14 protein-coding genes are annotated in these 15,630 nt (G+C 50.7%); 2 read left to right on the top strand and 12 right to left on the bottom strand.

The window, feature by feature from the left end; genetic code table 11:
• Window positions 1-25 precede the first annotated feature (25 nt).
• The 5 genes from ACO0LN_RS12865 to ACO0LN_RS12845 are packed head-to-tail and all read right to left on the bottom strand — an operon-like array spanning window position 26 to window position 3,246.
• Entirely contained in the window at window positions 26-487 is a 462-nt protein-coding gene (locus ACO0LN_RS12865; protein ID WP_422974310.1) for a PilZ domain-containing protein, read from the bottom strand.
• Entirely contained in the window at window positions 426-974 is a 549-nt protein-coding gene (locus ACO0LN_RS12860) for a histidine phosphatase family protein (protein WP_422974308.1), read from the bottom strand. Before ACO0LN_RS12860 ends, ACO0LN_RS12865 begins: the two co-directional genes overlap by 62 nt.
• Before the next feature lies 1 nt (window position 975).
• A complete protein-coding gene (locus ACO0LN_RS12855; protein ID WP_422974306.1) occupies window positions 976-1,743 on the bottom strand; it encodes an adenosylcobinamide-GDP ribazoletransferase in 768 nt (255 codons plus the stop codon).
• A 41-nt stretch (window positions 1,744-1,784) separates the two neighbouring features.
• Complete coding sequence (cobT, locus tag ACO0LN_RS12850) at window positions 1,785-2,822, bottom strand: nicotinate-nucleotide--dimethylbenzimidazole phosphoribosyltransferase (RefSeq protein ID WP_422974304.1); 1,038 nt, start codon at window positions 2,820-2,822, stop codon at window positions 1,785-1,787.
• 25 nt (window positions 2,823-2,847) lie between these two features.
• A complete protein-coding gene (locus tag ACO0LN_RS12845) occupies window positions 2,848-3,246 on the bottom strand; it encodes a diacylglycerol kinase (RefSeq protein WP_422974302.1) in 399 nt (132 codons plus the stop codon).
• Window positions 3,247-3,498: 252 nt separating this feature from the next.
• On the opposite strand from ACO0LN_RS12845, the gene ACO0LN_RS12840 reads away from it, so the two are divergent.
• Entirely contained in the window at window positions 3,499-4,278 is a 780-nt protein-coding gene (locus ACO0LN_RS12840; protein ID WP_162058428.1) for an IclR family transcriptional regulator, read from the top strand.
• A 71-nt stretch (window positions 4,279-4,349) separates the two neighbouring features.
• Here the strand turns inward: ACO0LN_RS12840 and ACO0LN_RS12835 are convergent, their stop codons facing one another.
• The 7 genes from ACO0LN_RS12835 to tkt all read right to left on the bottom strand — a co-directional run bounded on the left by ACO0LN_RS12835 (window position 4,350) and on the right by tkt (window position 12,068).
• Window positions 4,350-5,837, bottom strand: coding sequence for a DUF4214 domain-containing protein (locus ACO0LN_RS12835; RefSeq protein WP_422974299.1), 1,488 nt, complete (start codon window positions 5,835-5,837; stop codon window positions 4,350-4,352).
• Between the two features lie 368 nt (window positions 5,838-6,205).
• On the bottom strand, window positions 6,206-6,667 hold the full coding sequence (locus ACO0LN_RS12830; protein WP_422974297.1) for a cache domain-containing protein: 462 nt from the start codon (window positions 6,665-6,667) through the stop codon (window positions 6,206-6,208).
• A gap of 169 nt (window positions 6,668-6,836) precedes the next feature.
• Window positions 6,837-7,304, bottom strand: coding sequence for a BON domain-containing protein (locus ACO0LN_RS12825; RefSeq protein WP_422974295.1), 468 nt, complete (start codon window positions 7,302-7,304; stop codon window positions 6,837-6,839).
• Between the two features lie 147 nt (window positions 7,305-7,451).
• On the bottom strand, window positions 7,452-8,132 hold the full coding sequence (gene lepB, locus ACO0LN_RS12820; protein ID WP_422974293.1) for a signal peptidase I: 681 nt from the start codon (window positions 8,130-8,132) through the stop codon (window positions 7,452-7,454).
• Between the two features lie 130 nt (window positions 8,133-8,262).
• Window positions 8,263-9,276: a type I glyceraldehyde-3-phosphate dehydrogenase gene (gap, locus tag ACO0LN_RS12815; RefSeq protein WP_422974291.1), complete on the bottom strand. Its 1,014-nt coding sequence runs from the start codon at window positions 9,274-9,276 to the stop codon at window positions 8,263-8,265.
• A gap of 174 nt (window positions 9,277-9,450) precedes the next feature.
• Window positions 9,451-10,050, bottom strand: coding sequence for a GNAT family N-acetyltransferase (locus tag ACO0LN_RS12810; protein ID WP_422974289.1), 600 nt, complete (start codon window positions 10,048-10,050; stop codon window positions 9,451-9,453).
• 14 nt (window positions 10,051-10,064) lie between these two features.
• A complete protein-coding gene (tkt, locus tag ACO0LN_RS12805; protein WP_422974287.1) occupies window positions 10,065-12,068 on the bottom strand; it encodes a transketolase in 2,004 nt (667 codons plus the stop codon).
• A gap of 182 nt (window positions 12,069-12,250) precedes the next feature.
• Here tkt and ACO0LN_RS12800 point away from each other — a divergent pair, with 182 nt between their 5' ends.
• Window positions 12,251-15,622 carry an SNF2-related protein gene (locus tag ACO0LN_RS12800; RefSeq protein ID WP_422974285.1) on the top strand — a complete coding sequence of 1,124 codons (3,372 nt, stop codon included), beginning with the start codon at window positions 12,251-12,253 and terminating at the stop codon, window positions 15,620-15,622.
• Window positions 15,623-15,630: the final 8 nt, after the last annotated feature.

Raw genomic sequence — 15,630 nt, 5'->3', positions numbered from 1 at the left:
GATTTGCTCCAAGCCGGGCCCGAATTCAACTCAAATGGGCGGTCTTGGATATCCACGCGGTCACCAGTTCAGTATGCAATTCAGACATTTCTGAGAGCTGTATGCCTACGTGATAGACCTCGCCACTGAGGATGGCATGCCTGATTGTGCCTTTGCAACTGACCTTGTAAATCTGAGATTCCTGAAAAATGCCGGGGATTTCTATCAACATGGGGTAACTGCGTTGCGGTATCAGGTTTTCGGTCGTATGCAAGAGCACACCCTCGGCCGATATATTGACCAGCTTGGCGAGAACTAGTTTGCCGTCAGGCAATTTGACACCTGCGCGCCAAGTCACGGTAATGCGTGGGGATCTCCTGAGTTCTATCATGCAATGACCATGGGAAACATGGATACCTGTCAGTCTTGCGTAAATACTATCTGCATTAAGTATGAAATACCAGTATTTCCTGATATTCACCAAAGGCAAGACTGCGGTTTTGTGCACAGATCAGCTCTGCCAGTTCCTCTGCCCCCATACCTGCCTGCCAGGCCAGCAACATGCGTATGACACCGGCGTGGGTAACTACAATGGCTTCCGGTATATTCAGTGCACGCATATCATTTAGCCAGTTTATTACGCGTTGCGCCAGGTCTATAGCGGATTCAACGCCGCCAGGCTTGTAGCTGGCGGGAGCTGCAGCCCAGACATCTATGTCGGTTCTTGGGATCACGTCCCAGGCTTGCATTTCCCATGCACCGAAATTGAGTTCTTGCAAACGCTCATCAAATACAGGTTCTGTGTGCAACAAGCTGGCTAGCCTGGCACAACGTTGCAAAGGGCTGGAAAATACTGGCAAGCATGTTTGCAGTTGACTGGACAATTGCTGCGCCAGTGAAACACAGTCGGCATCAAAGACATCAACATCTGTTTGCCCATAGCACAGACCTTCTGCTATTCGCGGTTTGGTGTGCCGGAGTATATGCAGGCGCATATCAGGCCACCTGAAAAGCCAGCAAACCCAGGTAGATAGCCACTTCTGCCACTTGCTGGGAAGCCCCCAGACAATCACCGGTAAAGCCGCCTATCCTGCGCCGGAACATACGCGCCATACGCCAGGTCAGCAATAACACCAGGCAAAGGGCCAACAGCAGCGAATACAATGGAAAAGGAAAGAAGTACAGCAGCGCTGCGCCCGGCAAAAGCACAGTCAGGCAGGCGACGAAAAATTCGCCATTACTCATCTCCTGTGCCAGCGGCTTGGCCTTGCCTTCATGCCGCGCATATTGCATGAGCCAGATCAGGCTGCATGAAGCCAGCCGCGAGAGGGGGTGTGCGAGCAGCAAGGCAGGTACCACTGCCGAGGCAGGCAAGCTGATGAGTAAAGCCAGCTTCAGGGCCAGCATCAGTAAAATACCTATGGCACCATAGGCTCCGACGCGTGAATCCTTCATGATTTCCAAGACGCGCTCTGGCGTCATGCCACCGCCAAAACCATCGCAGACATCAGCAAAGCCATCTTCATGAAAAGCGCCTGTCAACAAGATGCCTGCAATAGTAGATAGCACCACTGCCACCGCATGTGGACACAATTGCGCTGTGGCTGCATAGACACTTGCACACACTGCCCCCACAATCCAGCCTGTTGCCGGGAAATAGCGTGATGACTGGCGCAACCAGTCAGGCTCAAACCCTACCCAGGCCGGTATGGGGATGCGGGTAAAGAACTGCAGGGCGATGAAGAATAAACGTAGTTGATGCAAGCCAGCTCCTGCAGTATGGGTAATCGCAGTATGGGTAATATCTAGTCGCCGCTCTTTTCGCTCACCTGCGCAGACGCAAAAGTCGCCATCTGGTTCAGGAAGTTAACCGCAGCCTGCAGCATAGGATAAACCAGCGCTGCCCCCGTACCCTCTCCCAGGCGCAGGTCGAGTTGCAGCACAGGCTTGGCCTGCAATGCCTGCAACATGCGAGCATGGCCACTCTCGTCAGACTGATGAGAAAACACACAGTAATCGAGTATTGCCGGCTGCATCCTGGCTGCCACCAGTAAGGCGCTGGTCACGATGAAGCCATCTATCAGCAAGACCATGCGACGCTCTGCCGCCGCCAGCATGGCACCGACCATGGTCGCAATTTCAAAACCACCAAAGGTAGCCAGCACATCTGCAGGTTCTTCTACATTTGCATGCAAGGCCACCGCAGCTTCAATGACGGCCTGTTTATGGCGTATGCCTTCTGCAGACAAACCTGTGCCTGCACCTACGCAATTCGCAACAGGAGCACCCGTCAGCTTGTGCATGAGTGCAGCCGCAGCCGTGGTATTGCCTATGCCCATCTCACCAAATCCCAGTACATTGCCAGACAAGCTGGCGACTAGTTCAACACCATTTTGCATGGCAGCCTGACATTGGGCAGCAGTCATTGCCGGTTCTTTGGCAAAATTGCGAGTGCCATTGGCGACTTTCATGCTCAGTAGTTTTTCACGCGGGCCAAATTCATGATTGACCCCGGCATCCACCACATGCAGAGCGATGCCATTCTGCCTTGCAAAGACATTGATCGCCGCACCATTGCCCAGGAAATTCTCTACCATCTGCCAGGTCACGTCCTGAGGAAAAGCAGAGATACCCTCAGCCACGACGCCATGATCACCAGCAAAGACGACGATAGCAGGCTCACGCAACTCCGGCTGTGTGCTTTGCTGTATCAAACCTATTTGCGCCGCCAGATGCTCAAGACGGCCAAGGCTGCCCAAGGGTTTGGTCTTGTTGTTGATGGCAGCACCTAGTTCAGCTTCCAGTGCAGGATTGGCGGTGCTGGCAATATGGAGATTAAGCATTTCTCACAGTCGGTAGTAAAAACAATTAATAGTAAAAACGGTCAAGCAAAATGACTACCCAGGTTGCCAGTGCAATCAACACTGTCAGCAAGACAGCGGCACTACCAAAGTCCTTGGCGTTCTTGGACAAGGTATGGCGTTCCAGCGAGACGCGATCTACTACAGCTTCAATCGCTGAATTGATGAGCTCAACCACCAGTATCAACACCAGCACGGCTATCATCATCAGTTTTTCAAAAGCTGACACTGGCAAAAACAAGGCAATAACAGAGCCACTAACCACCAGCACCAGTTCCTGACGGAAGGCATGTTCGTTTTTCCAGGCAGAGCGCAAGCCATCGATGGAGTAAAGGATGGCCGAAAATATACGGCGCAGGCCACTTTTGCTTTTGAATTCACTGACAGCTTGTTCTTTTTCAGACATTTTTATTCCTTAAACCCACACTTGAACAGTATCGCAGATGAAGACCGGGCCAGCCGACCTTCACTCAGGTGGCGAATTTTACAGGACTATAAGTCAGTAACAAGCAGATTTACTTATTGCAAATCAATTTCTTGCATGCTGGCAGCGTCCCTGCACACCATCTCGCTGCATATATTGTATTTTGGCGACGAAGCCGTGACGTTCATTTCACATTGTGGTATAACTTATATATTGCAGCGCACCAACCATAATATGAAAAACGATACGCCCGCTTCTGATAAAACATCCATACAGGTCATAGAACGCATGGTGTCCTTGCTGGATGCCCTGTCGCGTTACCAGGACCCGGTCAGCCTCAAGGAACTAGCTATCGTCACAGGCTTGCACCCCTCCACTGCCCACCGCATCCTTAATGATATGGTGCTTACCCGTTTTGTAGATAGGGCAGATACTGGTTCTTATCGCCTGGGGATGCGCCTGCTGGAACTGGGCAATATCGTCAAGAGCCGCCTGAATGTGCGTGAGGCCGCGCTGGAATTCATGCGTGCCCTGCACCGCCAGACCAACCAGACCATCAACCTGTCGGTACGCCAGGGCGATGAAATTGTCTATATAGACCGGGCCTTTTCTGAGCGCTCAGGCATGCAGGTGGTGCGTGCAATCGGTGGACGTGCTCCGCTGCATCTGACTTCAACAGGCAAACTCTTCCTGTCCCTTGATGAACCGAAGGCGATACGCGCCTATGCAACCCGCACCGGCCTGGCTGGTCACAATAAGAATTCGATTACTGATCTCGCTAAACTGGAAAAAGAATTGTCGGCTGTGCGTGAAAACGGCTATGCACGGGACAATGAAGAACTGGAACTGGGCGTGCGCTGCATGGCAGCAGGCATCCATGACGACAGCGGCAAAATGATTGCTGGCCTGTCTATCTCTGCGCCTGCAGATCGCCTGCAGGAAGAGTGGCTAAGCAATCTGACTGAAACTGCGAGGCAGATTTCTTTCACTCTGGGCTACATGGAAACGAGATAAAAGGGAATACCTTTGCCAGCACTGGCTTAGCCCATGATACGGTCATGGGCTAAGCAAATCATCTTTCCAAACTAGCCAAGGTACTCGATGTAATCAAAGCCATGTTGAATGGAGCCAATAACTTTCAGCTTATTCTCCTGACCTTCAGTAAAACTGGCCAAAGTCCCAGCAAAACTGATTTTATTGGCACTCAACTCATTTTTCCAGTAGTCGTAACCCGCCTGATCTGGGATACGACCCAAGATATTTTTGTACAAAGTCGTCAAGAAAGTATCAACTGAGGGATTTGCACCATAAAGCGTCTGGAATTCTTTCGATTGCATAAATCCCGCTGCGACCGTCGTCAAGTTAGAACCATTGTCCATATCCTTGATCCAATATCCGAGACCGGCCAGATCTGGAGTGCGACCAAAAGCAGCCTGATATATCCTGTAAGCCTGACCAGCAGTACCATCAATATCAAGCGCTACCGACACATCTGCAAATTTGAGTCGCTCAACGCTGTTAAGTGTATCCACTCCTTGAGAATTTGGTTTACTCACATTGAAACCCGTATTGTTTCCCGCAATTGAATAGGTGCTTCTCAAACCAGTGTACTGGGCAGTATCAAGTCCAGCGGCGCCATCAAGAAAGTCGTCACCACTACCACCAACAAAGAGGTTGTTGGAAGCATTGCCAGTAAACTTGTCGCTAAAAGCAGCACCAATGATATTCTCTATCGTTGCATCGAAAGCGATAGACAAATTATTGATCGCTGCATCCCCGGCAACAATGCGCCCCACAGAATTCAATGAACCCGGTGTAAGATTGATGGTTGCAGCCAATGTTGCCTTCGATACATCAATAGTATCGACCACGCCAGTATCATTGATGATCTTCAGCGTCTGCCCATCAACATCGCCATAGGCGTAGGTATCATTGCCAGTATGAAATGGTCTGCTTCCATACAAATACTTCAGGGCCAACATATCGTAAGTCGCAAAAAACTCGCCTTGCTGGTTTTGCGCGATCGGATTGTAGGACATGATGGAAATCCAGCTACTGTCCTCGGATGTCGCAAGATAATTGCCCGCCTCAGCACTTGGCGGCTCACCAGCATTATAGTTACCAGGGTGGTTAAGTCCTATCGCATGCCCTATTTCATGAATCAGTATCTTGTAGGCATCACTGCCTTTTTGATAACTCGCATCCATGTAAGTTGTCGACATGAATAAATCGCCACTGCCCGCACTGAAGGTTGAACCATCCGATGCAGGCACGGGTAGTTTGGCATATCCGGCGCTCTTCTCCTGGATATTATTCGCCAGCCTGATGCCAGACTGGATATCAGCCTCTGCAACTTCCTTGAAAGTTACATTCAACACTTGGGATATCTCAGCAAAGATGGCTCTGGCAGCTGCCATCTGTTCCACAGTGAAAGCCTTGAACCCATTTTTATCAGAATCGGAAGCATAGGAAGCTGAAGATTTGATAAAGCTAAAGCTGATCTCTACCGGGGTTCCTAGCGCTTTGCCCGCATTCCAGCGGTAATTAATATCATCAATAAGTACATCTATCATGTAGTCGCCCGAAAACGGCTTAGCAATTTGTCCTTTCAATAGATTGAAAACATTCGGGCAAAAAATAGAGCGCAGCAGAAGCGTGAAAACTCAAGTAGACGAAGGATATAAGGAGCAAATTTTACGCCGCAGCGACAACCAAACCGTTGCTTTTTTGGCACGCAAAGTAATTAAACTTTAAATTGCTTTGGTGGCACCGAAACAAATCAATTCTCGATGTAAAACTTCGCTTTTTTTCATGAGGAATTAACTTGATTATCTCCCTGCTGCATCAACCTGCCAAACACGAAAAGTGTAGCATATTTGAAATGCAAAAAAAACAAGGCCAGCGGAACCGCTGGCCTTGCGTTCGAGTCAATCCATCAGACTTATTTATAGGCACCCGCACCAACAAAATAATCATCAACTTTTTCGAAGTAACTGGACTTGGTTTCCAGGGCCTTAGTGACAGGGTTTGGCCATTGATAGTCAATCCAGCCGTCATTCTTGGTTTTGAGAGCAGTGATCATTTCCTTGATGATGGGCTTGCCTTCCACTTTCAAATCCAGCAAATTCTTACCGACCATCTTGGGATTGGCACCATGAGACAAGTTCAGACCATTCATGTCATACACAAACAAGTACAGGTCACGGTCATGAAAGTCTTTGTTTGCGGTGTCATTAAAATCGGCAAAGGCTTTTTCCTTGCCATTTTTCTTGATGTGTGCGATTCCTTTTTTAACCATGGCTTGCGCTTGAGCAGTCGTGCCGCGCTCTTCCCTTGCCATCGCTGACGATGACATAAAGAAACCCATTACTGCCAACAAAAACAGTTTGCTCATTAATTTCATGACTATCCTCCTCGTTAGGTCCGGCCTGCCTGGCCGGCGCATGGTGATTATTGCTTTGCAGAACCAATCATTCATGACTTGGGCTTTACAGTCCAGTATTAGTCACTGTGCAGTGCAATAAATTTACTTTCCTTTTCAATTAGAGCCATCACAGCATAGTCTAAAAAAGCTATTTATAAGTCAGCAAATTTACAACACCCTCTACATCATCCAGGTGACGCACGAGTTTTTCCAGCTCTTTTGCCTGACCAGCAGTTTGCACACAGCCCTTTAAAGTGACAAAACGCCGCTGCCCTTCTATCCAGATGCTGGTTTCGGCAAAACGCCCATCTGCTTCTATGGCACGTTTTACCCGGGGAATGATTTCCTGGTCGTACTGGTAGGAATTTGGCAGGCGACAATGCCCTGAGTGATAACAACTTGTGCCGCGCTCTATTCTGGAGTGTGCCTCGGACCTGGCCTGCGCTGTGGTCAGCAAAGGACCTTCAGGCGCGGCACAATCACTGATGGCATGAGTTACTTTGAGGAAGGGGTCGTTGAAGTAATTGCTGCGTGGCTCTTCTGCATTCGCGGTGCCAGCACCAGCAATAAGTAGCGACGCAAAAAACAGATGGCAGGTAAATTCTTTTGGTGACATGTAAATCCCTATCAGCGAAATGCGCTGCAGAATTGCGCAAACAAGAATTTACATATTAACCATATTTCAAACAACATGCTTGACTCATAAAAAAGCCAGCACCTGCTGGTACTGGCTTTCTCGCTTTCTGACTCAAACAATGCTTTACTAGATTTTTGCCCCAAAGCGATCGAAACGTGGAGAATAATACTGATCCCCATTCAGTGAATACATCAGGCGTTTGACTTGTCCGGTGATCAGCTCACGCTTGACCAGGCCTATGTAGCGGGAATCCTGGCTATTATCACGATTATCACCCAGCATCATGTAATCACCTTCCGGGACTTTGACAGGGCCAAAAGAACGCAAGGCTTCGCGTTCCGGCATGACGATCATGTCATGTTGCAGGCTACCCAGGCTTTCTTTGTAAACCAGTTGCTGGCCCTTGTATTCACGCTTTGGTGTCAGATGGTCGTCACTGCGCGGCTCTAGCGCCTCATAGCTGGCAGCAACACCATTAATGAACAGCTTTTCTTCGCGCATTTCGACCACATCGCCAGGCACGGCAACCAGGCGCTTGATCAGGCGCACACCATCTGCTGGCGAGGTAAAGGTCACCACGTCACCACGCTGTGGATCAGCGACATGCGCAAGGATGACATCGGTGAACGGCAATTTGACGTCATACGCCAGACGGTCGCAAATGACGCGATCACCTTCCAGCAAGGTCGGATACATGGAACTGGTAGGCACGATATAGTAGTCAGCCAGGGCGCTACGTACAAAGACCATGCCCAGCATGAGTACGATGAAACCTTTATTGTCAGCTAACAGTTTCTTGAGCTTCACAGCAATCTCCCAAAACAAAAATATCTTTCAATGAACCAAGCTTACCCTCAATAGACAAAAAAATACCCCGAAAGTTCGGGGTATTTTTCAAGTATGTTGCAAAAACCATCTGAACAACAGATTTAACAGATTATTTTGCGTGCATCAATGCAACAGTGGTGTCCAGCATACGGTTGGAGAAGCCCCACTCATTGTCATACCAGCTCGATACTTTAACCAGACGGCCAGATACTTTTGTTAGTGTTTCATCATAAGTACTGGAAGCTGGATTGTGGTTGAAATCCACAGACACCAGAGGTGCGGTGTTGTAATCCAGGATACCTTTCAGGGCACCTTCGGATGCATCTTTCAAGACCTGGTTGATCTCTGCCACTGTCGTATCACGAGCAGCAACGAAAGTCAGGTCAACGACGGATACATTGATGGTTGGTACGCGCATGGCGTAGCCGTCCAGTTTGCCATTCAGTTCTGGCAAGACCAGGCCAACGGCAGCAGCTGCGCCAGTTTTGGTCGGGATCATGCTCATGGTGGCTGAACGGGCGCGACGCAGGTCTTCATGCATGACGTCAGTCAATACCTGGTCATTAGTGTAAGCATGGATAGTCGTCATCAAACCATTGACGATACCGATAGCATCATTCAAAGGCTTGGCCAGAGGTGCCAGGCAGTTGGTCGTGCAGGATGCATTGGAAATCACTGTGTCAGTGGATTTCAATACATTGTGATTAACGCCGTAGACGATGGTTGCATCAACATCTTTGCCGCCTGGGGCAGAGATAATGACTTTTTTCGCGCCGCCAGCCAGATGGGCAGACGCTTTTTCTTTTGTTGTGAAGAAGCCCGTGCATTCCAGCACGACGTCTACATTCAACTCACCCCATGGGATGTTGGCAGGATTGCGTTCTGCAAATACCTTGATCTTGTCACCATTGACGATCATGGTATCGCCCTCAACCGTGACTGTACCTGGGAACTTGCCGTGGGCTGTGTCATAACGGGTCAGGTGGGCATTGGATTCTGCATTGCCGAGGTCATTGATCGCAACGATCTGGATCTCGTTCTTGAACTTGCCACCTTCGTAATGAGCGCGAAGGATGTTGCGGCCGATACGGCCATAGCCGTTGATTGCGACGCGAATCGTCATGGTTTTATCTCCAAAGGACTAAACAACAATAAATACAAATCAAAAAAAACGTACTGGAGCGCTGATTAAGCGTAGCGAGCGGCGCTAGTTTGAGTTAAGAAGCGCAGTCGTACGAATGTACGATGAGCATCGCAGGCTCAAAATCGCGTCGCGCAGTAGCTTAATCAGTGTCTCCTAATGCAAAGAAGCAGAAGTACGCATGGCATTCACCGATGCCATCAGCACCGACAAATCGCGCCAGCCGTAACCCACTTCCATCAAATCCATACCATCCCAACTGAATGCCTGTTCTATCAACAGCGCACCGCCCAGCTCTTCATAGAAATTGCGGGCGATGGAATTGCCGGAGATGACCCATACCAGCAAACTCTCTGCGCCTTGGGCCTGCAGGGTACGGGCAACCTTTTGTACCATGCGACGGCCTATGCCAGAACGCTGCCAGGCTGGTCGCAGATAGACTGCAGTCAGCTCAGCCTGCATGCCCAGCTTGGGTTCAGGCAGCACCATACCGGAGGCAAAGCCTATGATATGGCCTTCGCTCTCAGCCACATACACGCAGATGCGGTCTTCTGCCTGCGACATGGCTTGCAGGATTTGCCGCCATTGCAGCATGCTGTCTTCTATCCGCATTTCATCCAGATAATTATCCGGAATCATGCCGCGGTAAGTAGCTTGCCAGCTTTCCACACGTACAGCAGCAATCGCCTCTGCGTCATCTACAGTAGCACGACGCAGGCTCACCTCTTTGATGCTGCTCACAGTAATGTCTGTCAATTCCGTCTTCCAGCTTAAACTAAAGTCGCTTTTACTTTGGCAACGACATTGTCAACAGTGAAGCCAAAGTATTTGAACAGGACGCCCGCTGGTGCTGATTCACCGAAAGTATCGATACCAACCACTGCGCCTTCCAAACCTACATATTTATACCAGAAGTCTGTGACACCGGCTTCGATGGCAATACGTGGCAAGCCCTTGCCCAGCACAGCAGCCTTATAAGCAGCATCCTGACGGTCAAATACATCCGTCGATGGCATGGACACCACGCGCACGGCAATGCCTTGCTGTGCCAGTTCAGCCGCAGATTTGACAGCCAGTTCAATTTCAGAACCGGTGGCGATCAATACTGCCTTGGCATCAGCCACGTCTTGCAAGACATAGCCACCACGCTGGATATCAGCGATTTGCTGGGCGTTACGCTCTTGGTACGGCAGGTTTTGACGAGAGAAAATCAGGGTCGATGGACCGTCATTGCGTTTGACTGCATGTGCCCAGGCAGCGGCCGATTCCACTGTGTCACATGGACGCCAGTTATCCAGATTAGGGATCAGACGCATGCTCGATACGTGTTCGACGGATTGATGCGTAGGACCATCTTCACCCAGGCCGATAGAGTCATGAGTGAACACAAACAGGGTACGGATTTTCATCAGTGCAGCCATGCGGATGGCATTGCGGCTGTAATCAGAGAAAGTCAGGAAGGTCGCGCCAAAGGGGATATAACCGCCATGCAAGGCAATGCCATTCATCATTGCGCTCATACCGAATTCACGCACGCCATAATTGATATGGTTACCAGCCTGGTTGCCACGTACCGCGATGCTTTCTTTCCAGTTGGTCAGGTTGGAACCTGTCAAATCGGCAGAACCGCCAAGGAATTCTGGCAGCGATGGGGCAAATGCCTGGATGGCGTTCTGGCTGGCTTTGCGGGTAGCGATGTTTTCTTTTTTCTCTACGCAGGATGCAATCGCATTCGCCACCACTTCATCGAAGTTGGCAGGCAAGTCACCATTCATGCGGCGTGTCAGTTCAGCCGCTTTTTGTGGGAACTGGGCTGTGTAGGCTGCAAATTGTGTATTCCATTCAGCTTCGGCTTTAGCGCCATCTGCTTTGGCATCCCAGGCTTGGTATACATCTGCCGGCACTTCAAATGGTGGGTATTCCCAACCTATGTGCGCACGTACTGCGGCAATTTCCTTGTCGCCCAAAGCGGCACCGTGCACATTGTGGGTTCCTTCCATGTTTGGAGAACCCTTGCCGATCACGGTTTTGCAGCAGATCAGCGTCGGTTTGTCAGATGTTTTGGCGGCAGCAATCGCATTGGCCACGGCTTCTGCATTGTGACCATCAATTGCCGGGATCACATTCCAGCCATAGGCTTCGAAACGTTTTGGGGTGTTGTCTGTGAACCAGCCTTCGACATGACCGTCAATGGAGATGCCATTGTCATCCCAGAAAGCGATCAGTTTATTCAGTTGCAGTGTACCGGCCAGTGAGCAGGCTTCATGCGAAATGCCTTCCATCAGGCAACCGTCGCCCATGAATACATAGGTGTAATGATCAACGACTTTCAGGTCGCCCTGATTGAATTCAGCTGCCAGCAGTTTTTCAGCCAGCGCCATACCGACGGCATTGGTAATACCCTGACCCAGTGGGCCAGTAGTTGTTTCCACGCCTGGTGTGATATGTACTTCAGGGTGACCGGCAGTTTTGGAATGCAATTGACGGAAATTTTTGATCTCTTCTATAGGCAGGTCATAGCCTGTCAGGTGCAACAGCGAATAATGCAACATCGAGCCGTGGCCATTCGACAACACAAAGCGGTCGCGGTTGATCCATTTAGGATTAGCCGGATTGTGGCGATAATAGCCTTTCCACAAAGCAACAGCGATATCCGCCATGCCCATAGGCGCGCCTGGGTGGCCAGAATTGGCTTTTTGTACGGCATCCATGGACAAGGCACGAATTGCATTGGCCATCTTGGTGAGTGTTGCTGGCTGAAGAGATGAAATCATGGTGTCAGAAGGTAGTCTTGAGAAAACTGGTCAGTGTTGCGAGCTGGGGACATGAAACTCTCCCCGCGAAAACCCGATATTTTACCAGAGCATGGGGTCCATACTACAATTGCGACGCTTCAGAAGCGCAATCTTGCTCTTTTAAACTGTAAAATCACTGGGTTTACATATAAAGCTTACGCATGTCATCAAAAAAACGTCACTTCTCCCTCGACGATCTTGCCCGGCAATTTCCTCATGAGGTGTTCATACGCGGCATCAGTTATGCAACAGAAAACAAGGTCAGGGGTTGGAGTTTTGACAATGACTTTGTCGAGAGCGAAGTCCAGGGCAGTGGCCGCAATATTTATGCGCAAGAGATTGAACTGGTGTTTGAAAACGGCAAACTGGAAGCCGTGAATGGTTCCTGCAGTTGCCCGGTTGAATACAATTGCAAGCATGTGGCGGCAGTTTTACTGAATATCCTCGACCATCACAACAAGGCCCATGCCCTGCCCGGCCATGCCGATGGCAATGATGCTGCACTGGGTTTCAATGAACAGAAATGGTTGCGTGAGCTGGAATTTGCCACGCATGAATCCCCAACTCCAGCGATAGATACAGAATTTGCCAAAGACGAGCTGGAAGATGGCATGCTGATTTTCAGCCTTTCCACAGTAGCAGGCAGCAAGGAAGTGCGCCTGATACCCGGCAAGGCCAAGCAAAATGCCAAAGGCGACCTGAAGTACACCAAGCTGTCATTGGCAGTGCGCGACATGATGAAGTCAGCCAGTTTTTTGCAGGAAGCAGATTACGAATTGCTGGCGCTGTTCAATATGTGCACCATGAATTCGTTTTATTACTCCCATTATTCTCCCAAGGGCAGGATGGGTGCGGTCTTGCTCGAGCGTGTCGCCAAGGCTGGCAAACTGTATTGGCTCAATACCGAAAATAAGCAAAATCATTTATCCAGGCTGGCCTACCACCCTTTGCAACAGGCACACCTAGCCTGGCAAGAAGAAAATGACTACCTGCGCCTGCGCTGGCAACTCGATAGTAGGGATGCAGAGATACCTGCCCCGCCGTATATCCTGCCCACCGAACCACCCTGGCTGATAGGGCAAGATAGCTGTGGCGAGCTGCATGTAGCAGCGACCAGCAAGTTCCCGCTGCCTGCACTGATTAACCTGGTGCAGGAAGCGCCACTCCTGGCTGTTGGTCGCGCAGAAACCCGGCAGGCAATGGCCAATCGCTTGCTGGACATGGGCCTGCAGAACCTGATCCCCTTACCAGCAGAATTGGAAGCACAACTGCGTGCAGATATCCGCATGCGCCCGGTGCTGGAACTGAATAGCATGACGACACCCAGTGCATGCACTGATTACGCCATCCTCAGGTTCGCCTACGAAGACGCAGTAGCTGAATCGGAGCAGCCAGGCGATCATTTGCTGCGTCGTGGTCAGCATGGCCTGGAAAAGATACTCAGGGACCTGCCTGCAGAACAAAGTGCCAGGCAAACCCTGCAGGACTTGGGTTTTCAAGTCCAAGCCATAGCAGGTCATGAAAAAGAGCTGCTACTTTGTTTGCCGGACCAGAATGCCTGGTTGAATTTTGCAACAAAAGACTTGCCTGATCTGATCAGCCAGGGCTGGGATATCCGTCCGCAAGACGACTACCGCTACGATCTGCAAGAAGTGGAAGACTGGTATGCCGAGGTTGATGAAGATAACCAGCAATCCGTCTGGTTTGAGCTGGAGTTGGGTATCGTCGTCAACCAGGCCAAGATTTCACTGCTGCCCTTGCTGGTCAGCCTGATACGCCAGGCACCGCAAGACTTTAGCTTGCAACAAGTCAATCAACGCGCTGATGACGAACAAGTCTTGCTGGCCCTGCCTGACAATACCCGCGTCGCCCTACCCTATGCACGTATCAAGCCTATCCTGCTGATACTGGGCGAGTTGTATTTCAATGAACAGCAAGGCGACAAACTGCGCCTGCCCATGCTGGACGCGGCGCGTCTGGCAGAATTGTCTGCTACTACCCACTTGCGCTGGATAGGTGGCGAACGCCAGCAAAGCTTTGGCAAGCGCCTGGCAGAATTCGGCGGCATCAACAGCATCACGCCACCCGCAGGTTTGCAGGCCAGCCTGCGCGATTACCAAAAAGAAGGTGTGGCATGGATGCAGTTTTTGCGCGAATACCAGCTTGCAGGCATCCTCGCTGATGACATGGGTCTGGGCAAGACTATACAAACCCTGACCCATATCCTCATGGAGAAAGAAGCCGGCCGCCTGACCCAGCCAGCGCTGGTGGTTGCCCCCACCAGCCTGATGGACAACTGGGCCAGCGAGGCGCAACGCTTCACACCTGATTTGCGCGTGCTTGTCTTGCAAGGCAAAGACCGCAGCAAGCTGTTTGAACAAATCCCACAGGTCGATTTGGTGCTAACCACTTACGCCCTGTTGCCGCGCGATGAAGAAGCCCTGCGCCAATACCGCTATCATTTGCTGATACTTGACGAAGCCCAGTACATCAAAAATGCCCAGGCCAAGGCCAGCCAGACTGCCAGCCTGTTGCAGGCCAACCACCGCCTGTGCCTGACTGGTACGCCGCTGCAAAATCATTTGGGCGAGCTGTGGTCGCAATTTAACTTCCTCATGCCCGGCCTTTTGGGGGACATCAAGTCATTTACCAAGGACTTCCAGCACCCCATAGAAAAACTGGGAGACAGCCAGCGCCATGCCCTGCTGACACGCCGCATCAAACCTTTCTTACTGCGCCGTACCAAGGACAAGGTGGCGACGGAACTGCCAGCCAAGACCGAAGTCTTGCGTCACATAGAACTTAGCGGCGCACAACGCGACCTGTATGAAACCGTGCGCCTGGCCATGGACGAAAAAGTCCGCGAAGAAATCGCCAAGAAAGGTGTGGCACGCAGCCAGATCGTCATCCTTGATGCGCTGCTGAAACTGCGCCAGGTATGCTGCGACCCGCGCCTGGTCAAGATTACTGGTGCCAAAGCCGTCAAATCTGCAAAAGGTGGCAAGGACAAGATGCCGCCGTCGGCCAAGCTCGAAGAATTGCTGGCGATGATAGATGAACTGTTGGCGGAAGGCCGCAAGATCCTGGTGTTTTCACAATTCACCAGCATGCTGGCCTTGATCGCAGAAGCACTGACTGAAAAACAATTACGCTTCGCCATACTGACAGGCGACACCGAGCACCGGGGTGAAGTGGTACGCCGCTTCCAGGAAGGTGATATCCCCCTATTCCTCATCAGTCTGAAAGCTGGGGGCGTGGGCTTGAACCTGACCGCAGCCGACACCGTCATCCACTACGACCCATGGTGGAACCCGGCTGCAGAAAACCAGGCCACTGACCGCGCCTGGCGCATAGGACAGGACAAACCCGTATTTGTCTATCGCCTGATAGCCAAGGGTACGCTAGAAGAAAAGATACAGGAAATGCAGGCTAAAAAATCTGACCTGGCACGTGCCATACTCGACCAGGGTGAAATTGCCAGCGTAGAACTGACTGCAGAAGATTTGCAGGGCATTTTTGAACCATTGAATTAAAGAAAGAC

The sequence above is a fragment of the Undibacterium sp. TC9W genome (assembly GCF_049339865.1).
In the GTDB taxonomy this organism is placed as follows: domain Bacteria; phylum Pseudomonadota; class Gammaproteobacteria; order Burkholderiales; family Burkholderiaceae_D; genus Undibacterium.
Note: the sequence above shows the minus strand (reverse complement) of the source record. Positions and strands in the feature narration are given on the sequence as shown.

Bases quoted from the DNA above. Each gene is read 5' to 3' on its own strand.
- cobT (WP_422974304.1), bottom strand. From the start codon at position 2,822: ATGCTTAATCTCCATATTGCCAGCACCGCCAATCCTGCACTGGAAGCT.
- ACO0LN_RS12825 (WP_422974295.1), bottom strand. From the start codon at position 7,304: ATGTCACCAAAAGAATTTACCTGCCATCTGTTTTTTGCGTCGCTACTT.
- ACO0LN_RS12860 (WP_422974308.1), bottom strand. From the start codon at position 974: ATGCGCCTGCATATACTCCGGCACACCAAACCGCGAATAGCAGAAGGT.
- ACO0LN_RS12800 (WP_422974285.1), top strand. From the start codon at position 12,251: ATGTCATCAAAAAAACGTCACTTCTCCCTCGACGATCTTGCCCGGCAA.
- ACO0LN_RS12840 (WP_162058428.1), top strand. From the start codon at position 3,499: ATGAAAAACGATACGCCCGCTTCTGATAAAACATCCATACAGGTCATA.
- ACO0LN_RS12830 (WP_422974297.1), bottom strand. From the start codon at position 6,667: ATGAAATTAATGAGCAAACTGTTTTTGTTGGCAGTAATGGGTTTCTTT.
- tkt (WP_422974287.1), bottom strand. From the start codon at position 12,068: ATGATTTCATCTCTTCAGCCAGCAACACTCACCAAGATGGCCAATGCA.
- ACO0LN_RS12845 (WP_422974302.1), bottom strand. From the start codon at position 3,246: ATGTCTGAAAAAGAACAAGCTGTCAGTGAATTCAAAAGCAAAAGTGGC.
- gap (WP_422974291.1), bottom strand. From the start codon at position 9,276: ATGACGATTCGCGTCGCAATCAACGGCTATGGCCGTATCGGCCGCAAC.
- ACO0LN_RS12835 (WP_422974299.1), bottom strand. From the start codon at position 5,837: ATGATAGATGTACTTATTGATGATATTAATTACCGCTGGAATGCGGGC.